The following is a 14,709-nucleotide window of genomic DNA, read 5'->3' on the forward strand; positions in this document are numbered from 1 at the left end:
CATTAAATCGAATGTCAGCAAATACAATCGAGAGCTTGATCAGCCACTGAAAAAAAGGCCAAAATAAGGTGAAGATTATTCTTCGTCCCTGATCATGACATATTGGAACACATCTCCTACAATTCCACGCTTGATGTAGGCCTTTTTCAAGATAGCTTCGGGGATAAAGCCCGCTTTCTCCAAAACATTCATCGACTCGCCGTTGAAGTCATACACCTGCGAGAAGATTCGATGAATATCAAATTTTTCAAAAACATACTTGGTATAGAGTTTCACCGCCTCGGTGGCAATTCCTTTTCCCCAAAAAGGTTCACCAACCCAAAACCCCAATTCTACATTCGTGCGAAGCTCGTCTTTTCCGCGCTCTGAGCCGATAGAACCGGCAAGTTTTCCCTGATATTCTATTGCAAAATTTTGGGGGGGATTGAATTTTTGATTGTGCTCGATCCAGTGCCTGGCGTCATGAATCGTATAGGGCTGAGGATAGCTGTCCCTCAGATTCATCGCAATCTTGGGATTGTTGGCAAGAGGATAGAGTGGATGAAAATGGGACTCGCTCCAAGTGACTAGGTTAATTTCTCTTTCTCCTCCGATAATCATAAAAATGCTTAGGTTATTTCTGTTTTAGGGCAGTTTGTTTGTTCAATATAACTTCTTAATTCAATCTTGCAAAGCCTGTTCCAACTACTCAATGCCCCCTGCCTGCATTTTTTCGAGGTTTTCGGCGAGTCGAAGTGCAGAAATAAATTCCTCAATGGATCCGTTCATCACGTCCGGCAGGTTGTACACTGTTTTGTTGATCCGGTGGTCGGTTACTCGGGATTGTGGATAGTTGTAGGTTCGGATTTTGTCCGATCGATCTCCACTGCCCACCATCGACCTACGCTGGGCACCCACGGCGTCGTTATGTTTGGCCAGTTCGATTTCGTAAAGTCTGGATCTCAATACTTTGAGGGCTTTTTCGAAGTTCTTGATCTGGGATTTTTCGTCCTGGCAGGTCACGATGAGGCCCGAGGGATTGTGAGTCAACCGCACGGCGGAATAAGTCGTGTTAACCGATTGACCTCCCGGCCCCGAGGAGCAATAGGTGTCCTTTCGGATATCATTCATGTCCAGATGTACCTCAACTTCATCCATTTCGGGTAAAACTGCAACAGACGCAGCTGAGGTATGCACGCGTCCCTGAGATTCGGTTGCAGGAACCCGCTGCACCCGGTGTACACCTGACTCGTACTTTAGCATACCATAGACATCCGCACCAGAAACGGTGGCAATAATTTCCTTGTATCCACCTGCCGAGCCAAAAGTCAAATCCAAAACCGTCAATTTCCAGCCTTGAATTTCGCAAAACCGCTCATACATTCGGAATAGGTCACCTCCGAAGATTGCTGCTTCATCCCCTCCGGCTCCACCACGGATTTCCAGGATACAATCCTTGGAGTCGTTTGGATCTTTGGGAATCAAAAGCTGCTTCAGGTTCTCCTCCAGAACCTCTTTTCGATCTCGAAGTTCGTCAAGTTCGGCCTTGGCCATTTCTCGAAACTCCGGATCTTTCTCTTTCTCCAGGATTTCCTTTGAGCTGTCGATATTTTGCAATACCAACTTGTATTCGTCAAAAGCCGCGACAATCTTCTCGAGATCCTTGTACTCTTTAGTGAGTTTGGTGTATTTGCTCATGTCGGACATGGAGTCCGGTAAAATAATGAGTTGACCTACTTCTTCGAATCGATCTTTGAGAGCCTGTAATTTATCCAGCATGGGTGTTTTCTTCGGTGCGCAAAAGTAGGGAATTTATCGGGAGGCGAAGTAGTCTGTCTGGTGATAAAAAGTTTGAGCAGTAGCGAATTCTCAAAGAACTACGTCAATGACAGTATGAGAAAGTCCCTATTTTATATCGTTTTCCTCATGCTTCTATCGGGCTTTGGGTGCGAAAAAGAGAATCCATCCGCAGACTGCATTGATCCCGATCGCGTCATATCCGGCCCCTGCACTTTTGATTACAATCCTGTATGTGGGTGTGATGGCAAAACCTATCCCAATTCCTGCACTGCCGATCGCTCAGGCCTCAAATCTTGGTCTTCGGGAGAGTGCGATTAAAAAAAGGCTGACATCTCTGCCAGCCTTTCCTTTTTATTTAGCGCCTTTTGATTATTCTACCGTTACCGATTTCGCAAGATTTCGTGGCTGATCCACATTGCATCCTCTCATCACAGCGATGTGATAGGAGAGCAATTGCAAAGGCACTACCGCTACTAACGGAACGAAAGCCTCATGTACTTCAGGGATTTCGATCACGTGATCTGCGATCGCTTTTACCTGGGTGTCACCCTCGGTTACCACAGCGATTACTTTTCCTTTTCTGGCTTTGACTTCCTGAATGTTGCTCACCACTTTTTCGTAGGAGCTATCTTGAGTCGCTATAAAGAATACAGGCATCTCCTCGTCGATCAAGGCAATTGGTCCATGTTTCATCTCAGCTGCTGGATATCCCTCGGCATGGATGTAGGAGATTTCTTTTAGCTTCAACGCTCCTTCTAGTGCTACAGGGAAGTTATAACCGCGGCCGAGATAGAGCGCATTTCGCACGTCCTTGTATTCAGAAGCGATGTACTTGATCAGATCATTGGTTTGAAGTGCCTTTTCAACTTTCGAAGGGATCGCTTCAAGTTCATGCAGAAGCTGTACATACCTGCTTTCCGGCAGGGTTCCTCGTTGATAGCCTAGCTTTAATGCCATCATTGCCAATACCGAGATCTGAGCAGTAAAGGCTTTGGTCGATGCAACACCGATCTCCGGCCCTGCGTGGGTGTAAGATCCAGCGTGTGTGGTTCTTGGAATCGAGGATCCGACCACATTACAAACTCCGAAAATGGTCGCTCCTTTGGACTTGGCAAGTTCGATCGCTGCCAGAGTATCGGCAGTTTCGCCGGATTGGGAAATTGCGATGACGAAGTCCTTTTCGCTGATGACAGGATTTCGGTAGCGGAATTCAGAAGCATATTCGACCTCCACTGGAACTCTCGCAAACTCTTCGAAAAGATACTCAGCTACCAGTCCAGCGTGCCAAGATGTCCCACAAGCCGTAATGATGATTCGCTCGGCATTTTGAAATTTATTCATGTAATCTCGAAGACCACCCAGAACCAATCGCCCTGATTTGGCATCCAATCTCCCTCTCAGACAATCTGCGATAGACTTCGGTTGCTCGTAGATTTCCTTGAGCATGAAGTGCTCGTATCCGCCCTTTTCAATCGCTTCCAACTCCATTTCGAGTTGATTGATGTAGGGGTGGGTTTCTACGTTTTCTATCGTTTTGACTTGAAGCTTTCCGTTTCTGATCACTGCTATTTCATAATCATCGAGGTATACCACCTTTTTAGTGTATTCGATGATAGGCGTGGCATCAGATGCCAGGAAGTACTCGTCTTCTCCTACACCGATGACCAGCGGCGAGCCTTTTCTAGCTGCGATTAAAGTGTCCGGTTCTTCCTTGTTGATTAGGACGATCGCGTAGGCTCCGACCACTTTGTGCAAAGCCAATCGGAGGGCTTCTTCAAGTGTGCATTGATTGTTGACAAAGATGTCCTCAATAAACTTCACAAATACCTCCGTATCCGTTTCGCTTTGAAAGGTATAGCCTTTCTGAAGTAAGTCTTTTTTCAACACCTCATAGTTTTCGATGATACCGTTATGGATCATAGCAAACCTTTCCGAGGAGGAATAATGCGGGTGGGCGTTCACATCATTGGGCTCCCCGTGAGTCGCCCAGCGAGTGTGACCGATACCGATCTTTGACGTCAGGTTTCCATTAGTCTCCAAATACTTTTCGAGCTCGGAGACCTTTCCTTTTTTCTTATAGATACTTAAGCCTCTGCTATCCAACAGAGCAACCCCGGCTGAATCATACCCACGGTACTCCAGCCTTCGAAGCCCTTTGAGGACTATGGGCAAAGCTTCTTGCTGTCCCACATAAGCGACAATTCCACACATAATTAAAAATTATTAAAGTTGGTATAAACTTCCGCAAAGAAACACCATTTGAGCCAAAAAAAATAATCCACTTTCCGTTTTTGGGAAAGTGGATTATCTCAACTTTAACGAAATCGATTGAACTATCTTGATTTCGAGTAAATGACTTTTATTTTGACTTTGTCTTTGTTAACCTTAAACTGGCGCATAGACCTCTTGAAGTCATCCCCGGTATCCGGAGTTGAAGCATATAGCAACCAGTTCTGTCTTAGAATGTCTCCTCTGTAGATGGCGTTAATATGGGAAGTTATTCCAGCCAAGTAGCTTTTGTCATCGGAAATATATTCCAGCACTGCGGAAGTTAGAAAGTTGTTATTAGGGACTTCATCTCCGTTTGCATCCAAAACAACCTGAGGTTGACCATCCTCCTGCACATACAACGCAGCGTTATTGATACTACTTCGGATCGGTTCATTATCTTGATCTACAAAGATCATGATCATGCCTGTGATCGGATTATTATCCTCATTTTGACTTTCCAGCTCACCGATTGTAAAGTTGACCTGGTTGAAGGTCACGCCGGAAAGGGTGTCCAAAAATGCATCCAAGGGACTAGTGTCTATCCTGAGCGCCATCGCCAAAGACGATTTCATGCCTACGATAGGGTCAACCTCATACGCTTTCCCGTATTCTTTGACAACTTCTGTGGGAGTGCCAGATCTATCAGATTTGACACCGGAAAAGCTTCTTGAGGGATAGGATACTATCTTGTAGGAAAAGGCGACAGTATCACCTACATTATGGTAATAGGCGGTGATTCCTGTGTTGTCGCCTAATACAACTCCAACGGTAGCATTGTCTCCTTCTTTCGCTTTGATAGCTATGCCTGGAAAGTAATTTCGGAAATTGATCAGATTGGCGAATTCCGAACCCGTCTGCATTTTACCAAAAAGCTCATTTTGGAACTGTTCGTTTACCGAAAGCTGCAACACAGTATCCTTGATTTCTCCGAATGTCACATCAATAGCTGCAAAAGAATTCGCTGCGTAGGCGACCTCGTCAAAATTGTAGTAAAGTGTATCGAGGATCGGTTCGGTCAGTTTATGTACCGAATAGGTTTTTGGATTGTCCAAGTTCGATCCGTTGACACTCGCAATGTCCATGTTGAAAAACATGGAATCCAAGATAGCAGTAGTGCCAGGTCGAGTTTGTGTTGCGTTCAGATACAGTCTAGAATAGCCCGTAGCTTCTGTTTTTCCAAAATACTCATCCGTTTCGTTTCCGACGACCAATATGCCAGAATTGACTGTATTGAAAGAATCCAAAAGAACCAATTGAGCATCGAGTATGAACTCCTCGTAAAATACACCAATTTGGTTATTTCCGGGAGCTAACTCGAGACCGACTGCTGCCGGATCACTGCACGAACTGTTAAAAAGGATTGTTAGGAGGGCCAGACCGGCTAATTTAGCCCGCAAGGTTGTTGTATATTCCAAAAAGCTCGTCGTGAGCCTGCTGTTCTTCTTGAATACTGATTTCAAACTTTTTGTCTTTTGAGAAATCCTCGATGAGTTGGTTTAATTCGGGGGAGACTGCACCGCCTTTTACTACAAGGTCGGCATATTCCATACCCATCTTGATAAAGCCTGTGAAGTCTTTGGTCTTCAAAGGTGCTAAAATAGTGTCATCGATATCCACCATCTTAACCTTGTTTAACAAATCGTCGCCAAAGGTATGCGAAAATCCATTGTTATAGATCGCAAATACAGTTTTCGTGTCTTTAAATAGTGGCTCGTTCTTGTATGTCGTCTTGAGATACATCGGAATAAGTGAAGTCATCCAGTCGTTGCAATGCACGATATCCGGAGCCCAGCCCAATTTTTTGACGGTCTCGATTACGCCCTTGCAAAAGAAAATGGCGCGCTCGTCGTTGTCTTCGTAAAACTTCTGTTGCTTGTCGTGGAATACATGCTTTCGCTGAAAATAGTCCTCGTTGTCAATGAAGTAGACTTGCAATTTGGCATTGGGGATAGATGCTACCTTGATGATCAAGGGCTTCTCTTCATCTCCCACCGCAATATTGATCCCGGAAAGTCGAACAACCTCGTGGAGGCGGTTTTTCCGTTCGTTAATTAACCCAAATCTTGGTACCAAAATACGGATCTCCATACCACGCTCTTGCATAGCTTGGGGCAGGGATCGTAAGAAATTGGCTACTTCTGAAGTTTGTAAGAAAGGGTTGATTTCACTGGCAACGTAGAGGATACGTAGTTTGGACATGCTTAAGGGATTTTAATGAACGTGATAAACAACGGGCACAAAGATAAATAAAAAAAGCCTAAAAAGCATTGTATTTCTGGATATTAATCTACTTTTGCCCCAATTTAGCCGAAATACTATCTAGGCGTGAAGCTATTCCGTACCGGAGCCGAATGGAACCCACTCTGGCTCAAGCATCTTCAGAAAAATCAGGAAATCGGGCTCGTCCCTACCATGGGCGCTCTGCACGAGGGGCACCTTGATCTGGTCCGCAAGTCTAAACAAACCACAGATCTCACCCTGGTCTCCATCTTTGTCAATCCGACGCAATTCAACAATCCCGTCGACTTTGCCAAGTATCCAATCACTTTGGAAGCTGACCTGGAAAAACTTGCCGAAGCAGGGGTAGACTACGTTTTCCTACCTGATGTGATGGAGATGTATCCAACCCCAACCGTCCTCAAGTTCGACTTTGGTCATTTGGAGAATGTTTTGGAAGGAAAATACCGTCCGGGGCATTTCAACGGAGTGGGTGTGGTGGTCTCCAAGCTCTTTCATATCCTCAGGCCCAATGTTGCCTTTTTTGGACAAAAAGACCTGCAGCAGGTTGCAATCATCCGACGTTTGGTCAATGATCTTTCATTTAAGCTTAAGCTTGATATCGTCCCCACAAAACGGGAAATCGACGGTTTGGCGATGTCTTCCAGGAATGTGCGACTTAATCAAGAAGACAGGGGCAAAGCGCTCATCCTTTTCAACAGTCTTGAAAAAGCAAAAGCTGAACTTTTCTCCGGTAGAAAGTGGTTGGAAGTACAAAAAGGAATAGAGGCGGACTTTGGACAGATTAGTTCTGTCAGGTTGGATTATTTTGAATTAGTCCACCCGGAGAGTTTCGTTATCTACGAAGATTTTTCCCTAGAGGAAAAATCTTCCATTTGTGTCGCTGCTTATCTAGATGACGTTCGTCTGATCGACAACTTCCCTGTAATTTCTTAATTTTGCGCCGGAAATTCTAAACCAATGCATATTCAAGTACTAAAGTCTAAAATCCACCGCGTAAAAATCACGCAGGCTGAACTCCACTACGTCGGCTCGATCACGATCGATGAGGATCTGATGGATGCTGCAAATCTCATCGAAAATGAAAAGGTCCAAATCGTCAACGTCAACAACGGCGAACGTCTCGAAACTTACGTGATCACTGGCGAGCGGGGAAGTGGACAGGTCTGCCTGAATGGCCCGGCCGCCAGGAAAGCATCCGTAGGCGACATTGTCATCATCATTTCCTACGCAGGGATGGAACTCGAAGAAGCGAAAAAGCATAAACCTGTCCTAATCTTTCCAGACGAAAGAAACAAGCTAGTCTAATGAATCCAACCCTCAAACAAGCGATCCAGGTAGTGGTCTCTTTGGGGATTGCCGCCTGGATTTTTTGGCTTTTATACCGGAATATCGAATTTGACAGCCTTAGAGCGCAGATTCTTTCCAGCAATTGGTCTTGGATTTTACTTTCTATGGCCATCGCCTGGGGAGGTTATTGGGTTAGAGGTTGGCGCTGGTCTTTACTCATCAATCAGCAAGAGGGTGAACGAGTCACACCCAATCGGGCCTATCACGCAACAATGGTCGGATATCTCGTCAACATGCTCATACCACGAGCAGGAGAAGTCGCCCGATGTGGGGTTCTGAGCAGAACAAACGGGATCTCTCTTGGCCATCTGCTCGGGACGGTACTCCTAGAGAGGAGTATCGATTTACTCTTTCTTATTGTGACGATTTTTCTGGCTTTTTTGATTGAAAACCAGCTATTTATCTCATTGACCAACGAGTTGATCGACGCTGGAAGTCTCGGGCGGAAGATTCTTGAAAACCTCCCGCTATTCCTCGGTGCCGTTGCAGTCTTAGTCCTTGTGTTATATTTTGTTTTTAAAAAATTTCGGAATAACGGACTTTTGAATAAGCTGCAGGGTTTTTTCCGACAGATGCTTTCCGGGATTCGCTCAGTCCGGACTCTGGACAATCCCGCCGGCTTCTGGGCGAGTTCGGTTTTGATCTGGGCGATTTACTTTCTGACGATGTACACTGTGTCACTTGGAATCCAAAGTACTGCCAATTTGACTTCTGGCGAGGTGCTATTGGTCATGGTAATGGGGAGTATTGGCATGGTGGCACCCGTCCAAGGTGGGATAGGGACCTTTCATGCGTTAGTGGCCTACATTTTGATCCGATTGGGAATATCTGAGACTGACGGCAAAATCTTCGCGGCTATCATCCACGGAACCCAGGTCATACTCGTCATGCTTGTAGGGCTGGTGAGCTGGGTTTGGATGGTGAGAATTCCCGCTTGGAAAAAACCCGACATGGGCTAACTTCGTATTCACACCCAGTTAAACAACTTATAAAATGATTATTCTAATCGTTATCGTATTTGCAATCCTTGGATTTGTGGTCAGCAACAAGCTGAAAAGCAAGTTCAAAAAATACTCTCAAACGCCACTTCAGGCGAACCTTTCCGGTGCCGAAATCGCCAAACTTATGCTGGCGGATAATAACATTCATGATGTGCAGGTTCTCTCGGTAGAAGGTCAGCTGTCTGATCACTACAATCCCACAAACAAAACGGTGAACCTCTCTCCGGATGTCTACTATGGTCGAAATGCCGCAGCTACCGCTGTCGCAGCCCACGAATGTGGACACGCAGTCCAGCACGCAACTTCCTATACATGGCTAAATCTAAGATCGGCGATGGTTCCTGTGCAGAACATCTCAGGGAAAATCCTGAATATCGTATTGATCGCTTCTCTCTTTGGGGGATACCTGTTAGGTCTGCCCTATGAGTTGATTGGCTACATTGTGGTTGGATCTTATGGAGTGATGACGCTTTTTACGTTGGTCACGTTACCGGTGGAATTTGACGCATCCAACAGGGCACTAGCTTGGGTTCAACAAAGAAATATCGTCACCAAGCCAGAATATGATATGGCAAAGGACGCCTTGCACTGGGCAGCAATGACTTACGTGGTAGCGGCTTTGGCGGCTCTGGCGACATTGGCTTATTACGTCTTTGTTTTCTTTGGCAACCGCGATTGATCCAGATCAAAATTTAATTTCAAAAGGGGCAAGCTTTTGCCCCTTTTGCATTTTTGGCCTATATTCTCGATCAGAAGTTAAACCCAAGATTTCGAAAAACCCATGAATTTTCAACTAACAGAAGAGCAGCTCGCCGTACGGGATGCTGCCAGAGAGTTTGCTCAGACCGAACTGCTCCCCGGAGTCATTGAACGTGATTCGGAAGCCAGATTTCCAAAGGAACAAGTCAAGAAAATGGGCGAGCTGGGATTCATGGGAATGATGGTCGATCCCAAATATAAGGGAGGAGGAATGGACGCTATCTCCTATGTGATTGCGATGGAGGAATTGTCCAAGATAGATGCATCCGCGTCGGTAGCGATGTCCGTCAACAATTCGCTCGTGTGCTGGGGACTGGAAAAATACGGAACGGACGCCCAAAAGGAGAAATACCTCACTCGCCTTGCCGGTGGGGAAGTCTTGGGGGCGTTCTGCCTTTCTGAACCTGAAGCGGGATCAGACGCGACTTCTCAAAGGACCATCGCCGAGAAGAAGGAAAGTCACTACCTAATCAACGGAGTCAAAAATTGGATCACCAATGGCTCATCCGCCAGCATCTACTTGGTTTTTGCTCAAACAGATGCTCAAAAAGCACACAAAGGCATCTCGGTTTTTATCGTTGAAAAAGACTCGGAGGGATTTGTCGTGGGCAGGAAAGAAGACAAGTTGGGAATTCGTGGATCTGATACCCATTCGCTGATATTTAATGATGTAAAAGTTCCTGTCGAAAATCGAATTGGCGACGAGGGCTTTGGTTTTACCTTTGCCATGGAGACGTTGAACGGCGGAAGAATAGGAATAGCTTCTCAAGCCTTGGGGATTGCCGCAGGTGCCTATGAACTTGCACTGGCCTATTCCAAAGAACGAAAAACATTCGGCAAGCCCATCAGTCAACATCAGGCCATCCAGTTTAAACTTGCTGATATGGCCACCCAGATTGAAGCGGCAAGGCTACTGGTCTACAAGGCTGCATGGCTCAAAGACCAAGGCGAGGACTATACGCAAGCCGCAGCTATGGCAAAAGTCTATGCTTCAGAAGTGGCTATGAACGTCACCATAGAAGCGATCCAAGTACACGGAGGTTATGGGTATGTGAAAGAATACCATGTCGAGCGATTGATGCGGGATGCAAAGATCACCCAGATTTATGAGGGGACGTCCGAGATTCAGCGAATTGTAATCGCCAGAGGAATTCTTAGGTAGTCTAGCCATATTCCAATTCAGGAGTATAATTCCAATTATTATCTTCTTTTTTTATTTTATTCTAACATTTTATAGAATATTCCTGTTTTCATTTGGGATAAATTATATTTTTGTTGATATACTTTTATTCCGAATCCATGGATTATTACAATAAAGTCATCGAATCCGTACACGTACGATTTTTGAAGGGCAATAATTTCAAAATTGAAAAACCGGTGACCGTATCGGATTACGAAGAAAGCGAGAATAGCTTAATCCTGCTTCATCATGGCACACTGAAATTCGGGGATGATCAAGAACTCGTCAACGAAGGCGAAGTTCTCTTTTTGCCAAAAGGGCAAAAAATCCAAGTCACTTTTGGCACAGGTGCCAAAAGAAATGAAATGGACATGGAGCAGTTTGGCGACAACCGACGGAAATACCTCCAAAGTATCAGTTTTAAAGACATCAAACTATCAGAAGAAGATTGTGTCTCTTTAGTACAATTTGAATCAAAGGTTTTTGATGTGGTCAATTTTTTCAATTCACTCGACATTCCTCCATTCATCATCCGGTTCAATGACCGCATTGCTACTTTAGTAGAGGATGTCATCAAGGAGTTGGAAGCTTCGTACGTTGGCAAGGAGCGCGTGCTCAAGTCTCAAACAGAAGTCCTGGTTATCGAGCTGCTGCGTCACATTTTGAAAAATAGGCTCTTCACAGAGGAGCTCTCTACCAATTCGACTTATTTCAAAGATCCACGCCTAATTGATCTTTTCAATTTTATCAAAGCCAACATCGGCGGCGACCTTTCCAATAAGGTACTTGCGAAAGTAGCCAATGTCTCGGAGGACTACGTGGGGCAATATTTCAAAATGCTCACCAGTATCAATCCTCAGGACTATATTGAATATCAGCGCATGGAAGCCGCGGTTGAGCTACTGCGTACGACCAAAAAATCCATCCGGGACATTGGAAAAGAGGTCGGATATAAGGACACCGCATACTTCTGTCGACGATTTAAGATGATGTATGGAGTGCCGGCAGGTAAAATGAGGCGTAGGGAATCACTGATTAATATTCAAGGGTAGGTTAAAGCAATTTTTGATACTAAGGATCTCCGCCAAAAAGTCGGGATTTTTTTCGATTGAATTACCCAATACTACAAGATCGGCTCCAGCTTCAAAGGCATCGGTTACCTTTTCGGTGGACGTTAATCCTCCTCCTACGATCAGGGGAAATTTGATTGCGTTCTTCACCTTGGCAATGACACCTGAGCTCACGGGCGTACTTGCTCCGCTTCCCGCGTCCAGATAGAAATACCGCATGCCGAGAAATTTCCCCGCCAACGCAGTCGCAGCTACCAATTCTGGATTGTCATTGGAAAGTGATGAAGTCTGACTTACGGAATGAACGCTGAGTACTTCTCCCTGATTGACCAATAGATACCCGGTTGGCAAAACCTCTAAGCCCATTTTTGCAACTTTGGGAGCCGCCAATACCTGATGAGAAATCAGAAATTCTGGATTTCTTCCTGAAATTAAGCTCATAAACAGGATAGCATCGGCTTTGTCAGAAAGCTGGTGATAGGAGCCCGGAAAGATGCAGACAGGAATAGAGCCCCCGATATCCCTTAGCGCTTGGATTGTGGTTTCAAAATTGTGTGAAGAGGCGCTACTACCTCCGACAAGAATCAGGTCTAAACCAGACTCTTTCACCCAGGTAAATCGGGCGAAGTCATTTACTTTTTCAGGGTCAACCAGCCAAGCGACTCCTTTGTGACGGCTTTTTGAAAGGGTTTTTAGAAGCCTACTTACCTTTTTCACTTTCCTTAACTTCTACTTCTGCAGGGGAGGAAAAAATGTCGTGAAAAAGTTTGTCTTTAGCGAGTGCAATGCCTAGGATAACTAGCCGCTGCGTAAAACTAGGCCAGAATGTCGATCCTTTGGTTTTGGTCAGCCGGGTTTTGATGTCCTCGTTGAGCAAACCTTCTTTTTCCAGCACTTCCAGGGCCTTATCTGTGGATTTCATTTTCTTTTTTCGGGCCACCTTAACAATGCCATAGGTCAACAATACACCTGCAGCGATCACCGCACCGACTTTGAGCCATTCCTCAGACTCTTTCTTGAACACTTCTAGCTGTTTGGCAAGGGTTTGCTCCAGTTCTTCCGTTGAATTGTCCCGTCTATTCTTCATCTTCTAGCTTCTCTTTTGGCTTGCTGAGTCTTATTTTGAAAATAAAGTTTTTGAGTAAGTTTTCCACCCGTTCTTGGATACTCAAGGAGTCCCTGCTTAAGATCAACGCCAATAATACCAGGAAATAGATCATGGCCACGATCAAAAATCCCAAATAGGGGCTTTTGGTCACTTGACTTAGAAAAAAGGCCAGGGAGAGTGATAAAAACAAAAAGGCAAACAACAACATGCTGCCGATTACAATCAACAAAATTAGCCGGGACAATATCACGACAAACTCATCCTGGATATCCTGCTTAAATATTCCAATTCGGGCTTCGATGATCCCTTTTACGGTATGGACGATTTCGCCTATTTTCAACATAATTCCGGGTATTTATCACTTTTTTCCCCTAACATGTTCCGAATATACTGGAAAACTAAGGAGCAAAAAAATCGAATCGAGGGACTTTAATCTGTCTCTTCGTAAAATTTGAACCTTAAAACCAACTCCAAGGCCATTAATATCGCTTGATTGATAGGATACTGATTGGTCAGCGATTCATCGACGTCTTTGAGTCGGGTATAGTAGGCTGTGGCCATCGGGATCTCCAGATCTGAATTGATCCTAGCAGTGGCTGTATTAAATCCCTCAGCCTTCTGTTCTTTCAAAATCTTACAGGTGATGAGCTCTTTTTTACCATATTTGGTTCTACGTGCCGAGGCCCCAAAAAGTCTGCAAATCAGCCCTCTACTGGAATAATCACCACAAAAACCCTTGGTTTCGTCCATTTTAGTCGAACGGTAGACTATGCAATTTCCCGGTTGATCTTGGAGTGTCAGTTGGTTGGCCATTTCCTCTGCAATGCCTTTTGAGTATAGATCAAACGCCAAAGGCAAAAACTCCAAAGGTGTCGCAGGCACGTCAGGATTGGCGCAGCAAAATCCACATCCGGATAGACATCCCATTCCTGCTTCCTTGTGAAATTGCTTGGTCTCGTTTTCAAGTTCCTGAAAGACCTCTTTCACCGCCTCGGATTTTTCAATTAAATTCATCTCAGATAATAAGGACGCAAAAGTAGAATAAGTATTGACCAAAAAATGCTTTGCCTTATTCATTTTTTTATCTCTGATAATCAGTGTCTTACTTTTTTAAACGGGCCAAACATCACCGAATGCTGTGGAGAATCGTTTTTTTGAAATACTAAACGCAGGAATATGAGTGAACTGGAAGACAAAGAAGCCGAAGAACGCATCAAGCGGGCATTCAAGGAACGGGACTGGAGCGAGATCAGAAGTGAGGATTCTTGGGCGATTTTTAAGACGATGTCTGAATTTGTGGAGGGATACGAAAAGCTCGCCAAGATCGGGCCGTGTGTTTCAATCTTTGGGTCAGCCCGTACCCCGCGCGATCACGAATATTATAAAATGGCCGAGGATATCGCCGCCAAGCTCGTCCGCCATGGCTATGGCGTCATCACAGGCGGTGGCCCTGGCATCATGGAAGCGGGGAATAAGGGGGCCTACTCCGAGGGCGGAAAGTCCGTCGGCTTAAATATCATGTTGCCCTTTGAGCAGTTTAACAATATCTACATCGACCGGGACAAGCTGATAAATTTTGACTACTTCTTCGTGCGTAAGGTAATGTTTATCCGCTATTCCCAGGGGTTTGTGGTTTTGCCGGGAGGCTTCGGTACTATGGACGAGTTTTTTGAGGCGCTTACGCTGATCCAGACGAATAAGATTGGACGCTTCCCCATCGTCCTGGTGGGAAAATCTTATTGGGAAGGTTTGGTGGATTGGATCAAAAAAACGCTATTGACTGAACACAACTACATCCGAGAGGATGATTTGGAGCTTTTCACCGTGGTGGAAGATGCCACTGAGGCGGTTAAAGTCATCGATGACTTCTACAGCAAATATCTCTTAAGCCCAAACTTCTAATCCAAACAACAAAAACGGCCAGTCTTGTAAGCTGGCCGTTTTTGTTGTTGT

17 protein-coding genes are annotated in these 14,709 nt (G+C 45.1%); 8 read left to right on the forward strand and 9 right to left on the reverse strand.

Annotated elements, in window-relative coordinates:
- Window positions 1-75 precede the first annotated feature (75 nt).
- Together ABD031_RS03740 and prfA are read right to left on the reverse strand one after the other, a co-directional pair.
- Window positions 76-600, reverse strand: a complete 525-nt coding sequence (locus tag ABD031_RS03740; protein WP_343848523.1) for a GNAT family N-acetyltransferase — start codon at window positions 598-600, stop codon at window positions 76-78.
- A gap of 84 nt (window positions 601-684) precedes the next feature.
- A complete protein-coding gene (prfA, locus tag ABD031_RS03745) occupies window positions 685-1,758 on the reverse strand; it encodes a peptide chain release factor 1 (RefSeq protein WP_343848525.1) in 1,074 nt (357 codons plus the stop codon).
- A gap of 147 nt (window positions 1,759-1,905) precedes the next feature.
- Here prfA and ABD031_RS03750 point away from each other — a divergent pair, with 147 nt between their 5' ends.
- The gene (locus tag ABD031_RS03750; RefSeq protein ID WP_343849133.1) at window positions 1,906-2,097 is read left to right on the forward strand and encodes a Kazal-type serine protease inhibitor domain-containing protein; all 192 of its coding nucleotides are present in this window, start codon (window positions 1,906-1,908) and stop codon (window positions 2,095-2,097) included.
- Between the two features lie 51 nt (window positions 2,098-2,148).
- On the opposite strand, the gene glmS is transcribed toward ABD031_RS03750, so the two are convergent.
- The 3 genes from glmS to ABD031_RS03765 form a co-directional block, all read right to left on the reverse strand.
- A complete protein-coding gene (glmS, locus tag ABD031_RS03755) occupies window positions 2,149-3,990 on the reverse strand; it encodes a glutamine--fructose-6-phosphate transaminase (isomerizing) (protein ID WP_343848527.1) in 1,842 nt (613 codons plus the stop codon).
- A gap of 122 nt (window positions 3,991-4,112) precedes the next feature.
- A complete protein-coding gene (locus tag ABD031_RS03760) occupies window positions 4,113-5,510 on the reverse strand; it encodes a DUF4270 family protein (protein WP_343848529.1) in 1,398 nt (465 codons plus the stop codon).
- Window positions 5,437-6,249, reverse strand: a complete 813-nt coding sequence (locus ABD031_RS03765; protein ID WP_343848531.1) for a glycogen/starch synthase — start codon at window positions 6,247-6,249, stop codon at window positions 5,437-5,439. The genes ABD031_RS03760 and ABD031_RS03765 overlap by 74 nt, the downstream gene beginning before the upstream one ends.
- 126 nt (window positions 6,250-6,375) lie before the next feature.
- Between ABD031_RS03765 and panC the strand changes: the two genes are divergently transcribed.
- From panC to ABD031_RS03795, 6 genes are all read left to right on the forward strand, one after another.
- Window positions 6,376-7,224: a pantoate--beta-alanine ligase gene (gene panC, locus ABD031_RS03770; RefSeq protein WP_343848534.1), complete on the forward strand. Its 849-nt coding sequence runs from the start codon at window positions 6,376-6,378 to the stop codon at window positions 7,222-7,224.
- Between the two features lie 24 nt (window positions 7,225-7,248).
- Window positions 7,249-7,596, forward strand: coding sequence for an aspartate 1-decarboxylase (gene panD / locus ABD031_RS03775; RefSeq protein ID WP_343848536.1), 348 nt, complete (start codon window positions 7,249-7,251; stop codon window positions 7,594-7,596).
- On the forward strand, window positions 7,596-8,597 hold the full coding sequence (locus tag ABD031_RS03780) for a lysylphosphatidylglycerol synthase transmembrane domain-containing protein (RefSeq protein ID WP_343848538.1): 1,002 nt from the start codon (window positions 7,596-7,598) through the stop codon (window positions 8,595-8,597). The genes panD and ABD031_RS03780 overlap by 1 nt, the downstream gene beginning before the upstream one ends.
- 34 nt (window positions 8,598-8,631) lie before the next feature.
- Window positions 8,632-9,318 (forward strand): zinc metallopeptidase, encoded by a 687-nt coding sequence (locus tag ABD031_RS03785; protein WP_343848540.1) that lies wholly within the window; start codon window positions 8,632-8,634, stop codon window positions 9,316-9,318.
- A gap of 102 nt (window positions 9,319-9,420) precedes the next feature.
- Window positions 9,421-10,560: an acyl-CoA dehydrogenase gene (locus ABD031_RS03790; RefSeq protein WP_343848542.1), complete on the forward strand. Its 1,140-nt coding sequence runs from the start codon at window positions 9,421-9,423 to the stop codon at window positions 10,558-10,560.
- Between the two features lie 137 nt (window positions 10,561-10,697).
- Window positions 10,698-11,630 carry an AraC family transcriptional regulator gene (locus ABD031_RS03795; RefSeq protein ID WP_343848544.1) on the forward strand — a complete coding sequence of 311 codons (933 nt, stop codon included), beginning with the start codon at window positions 10,698-10,700 and terminating at the stop codon, window positions 11,628-11,630.
- On the opposite strand, the gene ABD031_RS03800 is transcribed toward ABD031_RS03795, so the two are convergent.
- From ABD031_RS03800 to ABD031_RS03815, 4 genes are all read right to left on the reverse strand, one after another.
- Window positions 11,607-12,365: a phosphoglycerol geranylgeranyltransferase gene (locus ABD031_RS03800; RefSeq protein WP_343848546.1), complete on the reverse strand. Its 759-nt coding sequence runs from the start codon at window positions 12,363-12,365 to the stop codon at window positions 11,607-11,609. The genes ABD031_RS03795 and ABD031_RS03800 overlap by 24 nt on opposite strands.
- Entirely contained in the window at window positions 12,349-12,735 is a 387-nt protein-coding gene (locus tag ABD031_RS03805; protein ID WP_343848548.1) for a hypothetical protein, read from the reverse strand. Before ABD031_RS03805 ends, ABD031_RS03800 begins: the two co-directional genes overlap by 17 nt.
- Entirely contained in the window at window positions 12,725-13,099 is a 375-nt protein-coding gene (locus ABD031_RS03810; protein WP_343848550.1) for a phage holin family protein, read from the reverse strand. Before ABD031_RS03810 ends, ABD031_RS03805 begins: the two co-directional genes overlap by 11 nt.
- An 86-nt stretch (window positions 13,100-13,185) precedes the next feature.
- Window positions 13,186-13,770, reverse strand: a complete 585-nt coding sequence (locus ABD031_RS03815; protein WP_343848552.1) for a YkgJ family cysteine cluster protein — start codon at window positions 13,768-13,770, stop codon at window positions 13,186-13,188.
- Window positions 13,771-13,932: 162 nt separating this feature from the next.
- Here ABD031_RS03815 and ABD031_RS03820 point away from each other — a divergent pair, with 162 nt between their 5' ends.
- Window positions 13,933-14,658 carry an LOG family protein gene (locus ABD031_RS03820; protein WP_343848554.1) on the forward strand — a complete coding sequence of 242 codons (726 nt, stop codon included), beginning with the start codon at window positions 13,933-13,935 and terminating at the stop codon, window positions 14,656-14,658.
- The last annotated feature ends 51 nt before the right edge of the window (window positions 14,659-14,709 follow it).

It is taken from the genome of Algoriphagus jejuensis, assembly GCF_039523455.1.
Classification (GTDB): Bacteria; Bacteroidota; Bacteroidia; order Cytophagales; family Cyclobacteriaceae; genus Algoriphagus; species Algoriphagus jejuensis.

Bases quoted from the DNA above. Each gene is read 5' to 3' on its own strand.
- ABD031_RS03740 (WP_343848523.1), bottom strand. From the start codon at position 600: ATGATTATCGGAGGAGAAAGAGAAATTAACCTAGTCACTTGGAGCGAG.
- prfA (WP_343848525.1), bottom strand. From the start codon at position 1,758: ATGCTGGATAAATTACAGGCTCTCAAAGATCGATTCGAAGAAGTAGGT.
- ABD031_RS03750 (WP_343849133.1), top strand. From the start codon at position 1,906: ATGCTTCTATCGGGCTTTGGGTGCGAAAAAGAGAATCCATCCGCAGAC.
- glmS (WP_343848527.1), bottom strand. From the start codon at position 3,990: ATGTGTGGAATTGTCGCTTATGTGGGACAGCAAGAAGCTTTGCCCATA.
- ABD031_RS03765 (WP_343848531.1), bottom strand. From the start codon at position 6,249: ATGTCCAAACTACGTATCCTCTACGTTGCCAGTGAAATCAACCCTTTC.
- panD (WP_343848536.1), top strand. From the start codon at position 7,249: ATGCATATTCAAGTACTAAAGTCTAAAATCCACCGCGTAAAAATCACG.
- ABD031_RS03780 (WP_343848538.1), top strand. From the start codon at position 7,596: ATGAATCCAACCCTCAAACAAGCGATCCAGGTAGTGGTCTCTTTGGGG.
- ABD031_RS03785 (WP_343848540.1), top strand. From the start codon at position 8,632: ATGATTATTCTAATCGTTATCGTATTTGCAATCCTTGGATTTGTGGTC.
- ABD031_RS03790 (WP_343848542.1), top strand. From the start codon at position 9,421: ATGAATTTTCAACTAACAGAAGAGCAGCTCGCCGTACGGGATGCTGCC.
- ABD031_RS03795 (WP_343848544.1), top strand. From the start codon at position 10,698: ATGGATTATTACAATAAAGTCATCGAATCCGTACACGTACGATTTTTG.
- ABD031_RS03805 (WP_343848548.1), bottom strand. From the start codon at position 12,735: ATGAAGAATAGACGGGACAATTCAACGGAAGAACTGGAGCAAACCCTT.
- ABD031_RS03810 (WP_343848550.1), bottom strand. From the start codon at position 13,099: ATGTTGAAAATAGGCGAAATCGTCCATACCGTAAAAGGGATCATCGAA.
- ABD031_RS03815 (WP_343848552.1), bottom strand. From the start codon at position 13,770: ATGAATTTAATTGAAAAATCCGAGGCGGTGAAAGAGGTCTTTCAGGAA.
- ABD031_RS03820 (WP_343848554.1), top strand. From the start codon at position 13,933: ATGAGTGAACTGGAAGACAAAGAAGCCGAAGAACGCATCAAGCGGGCA.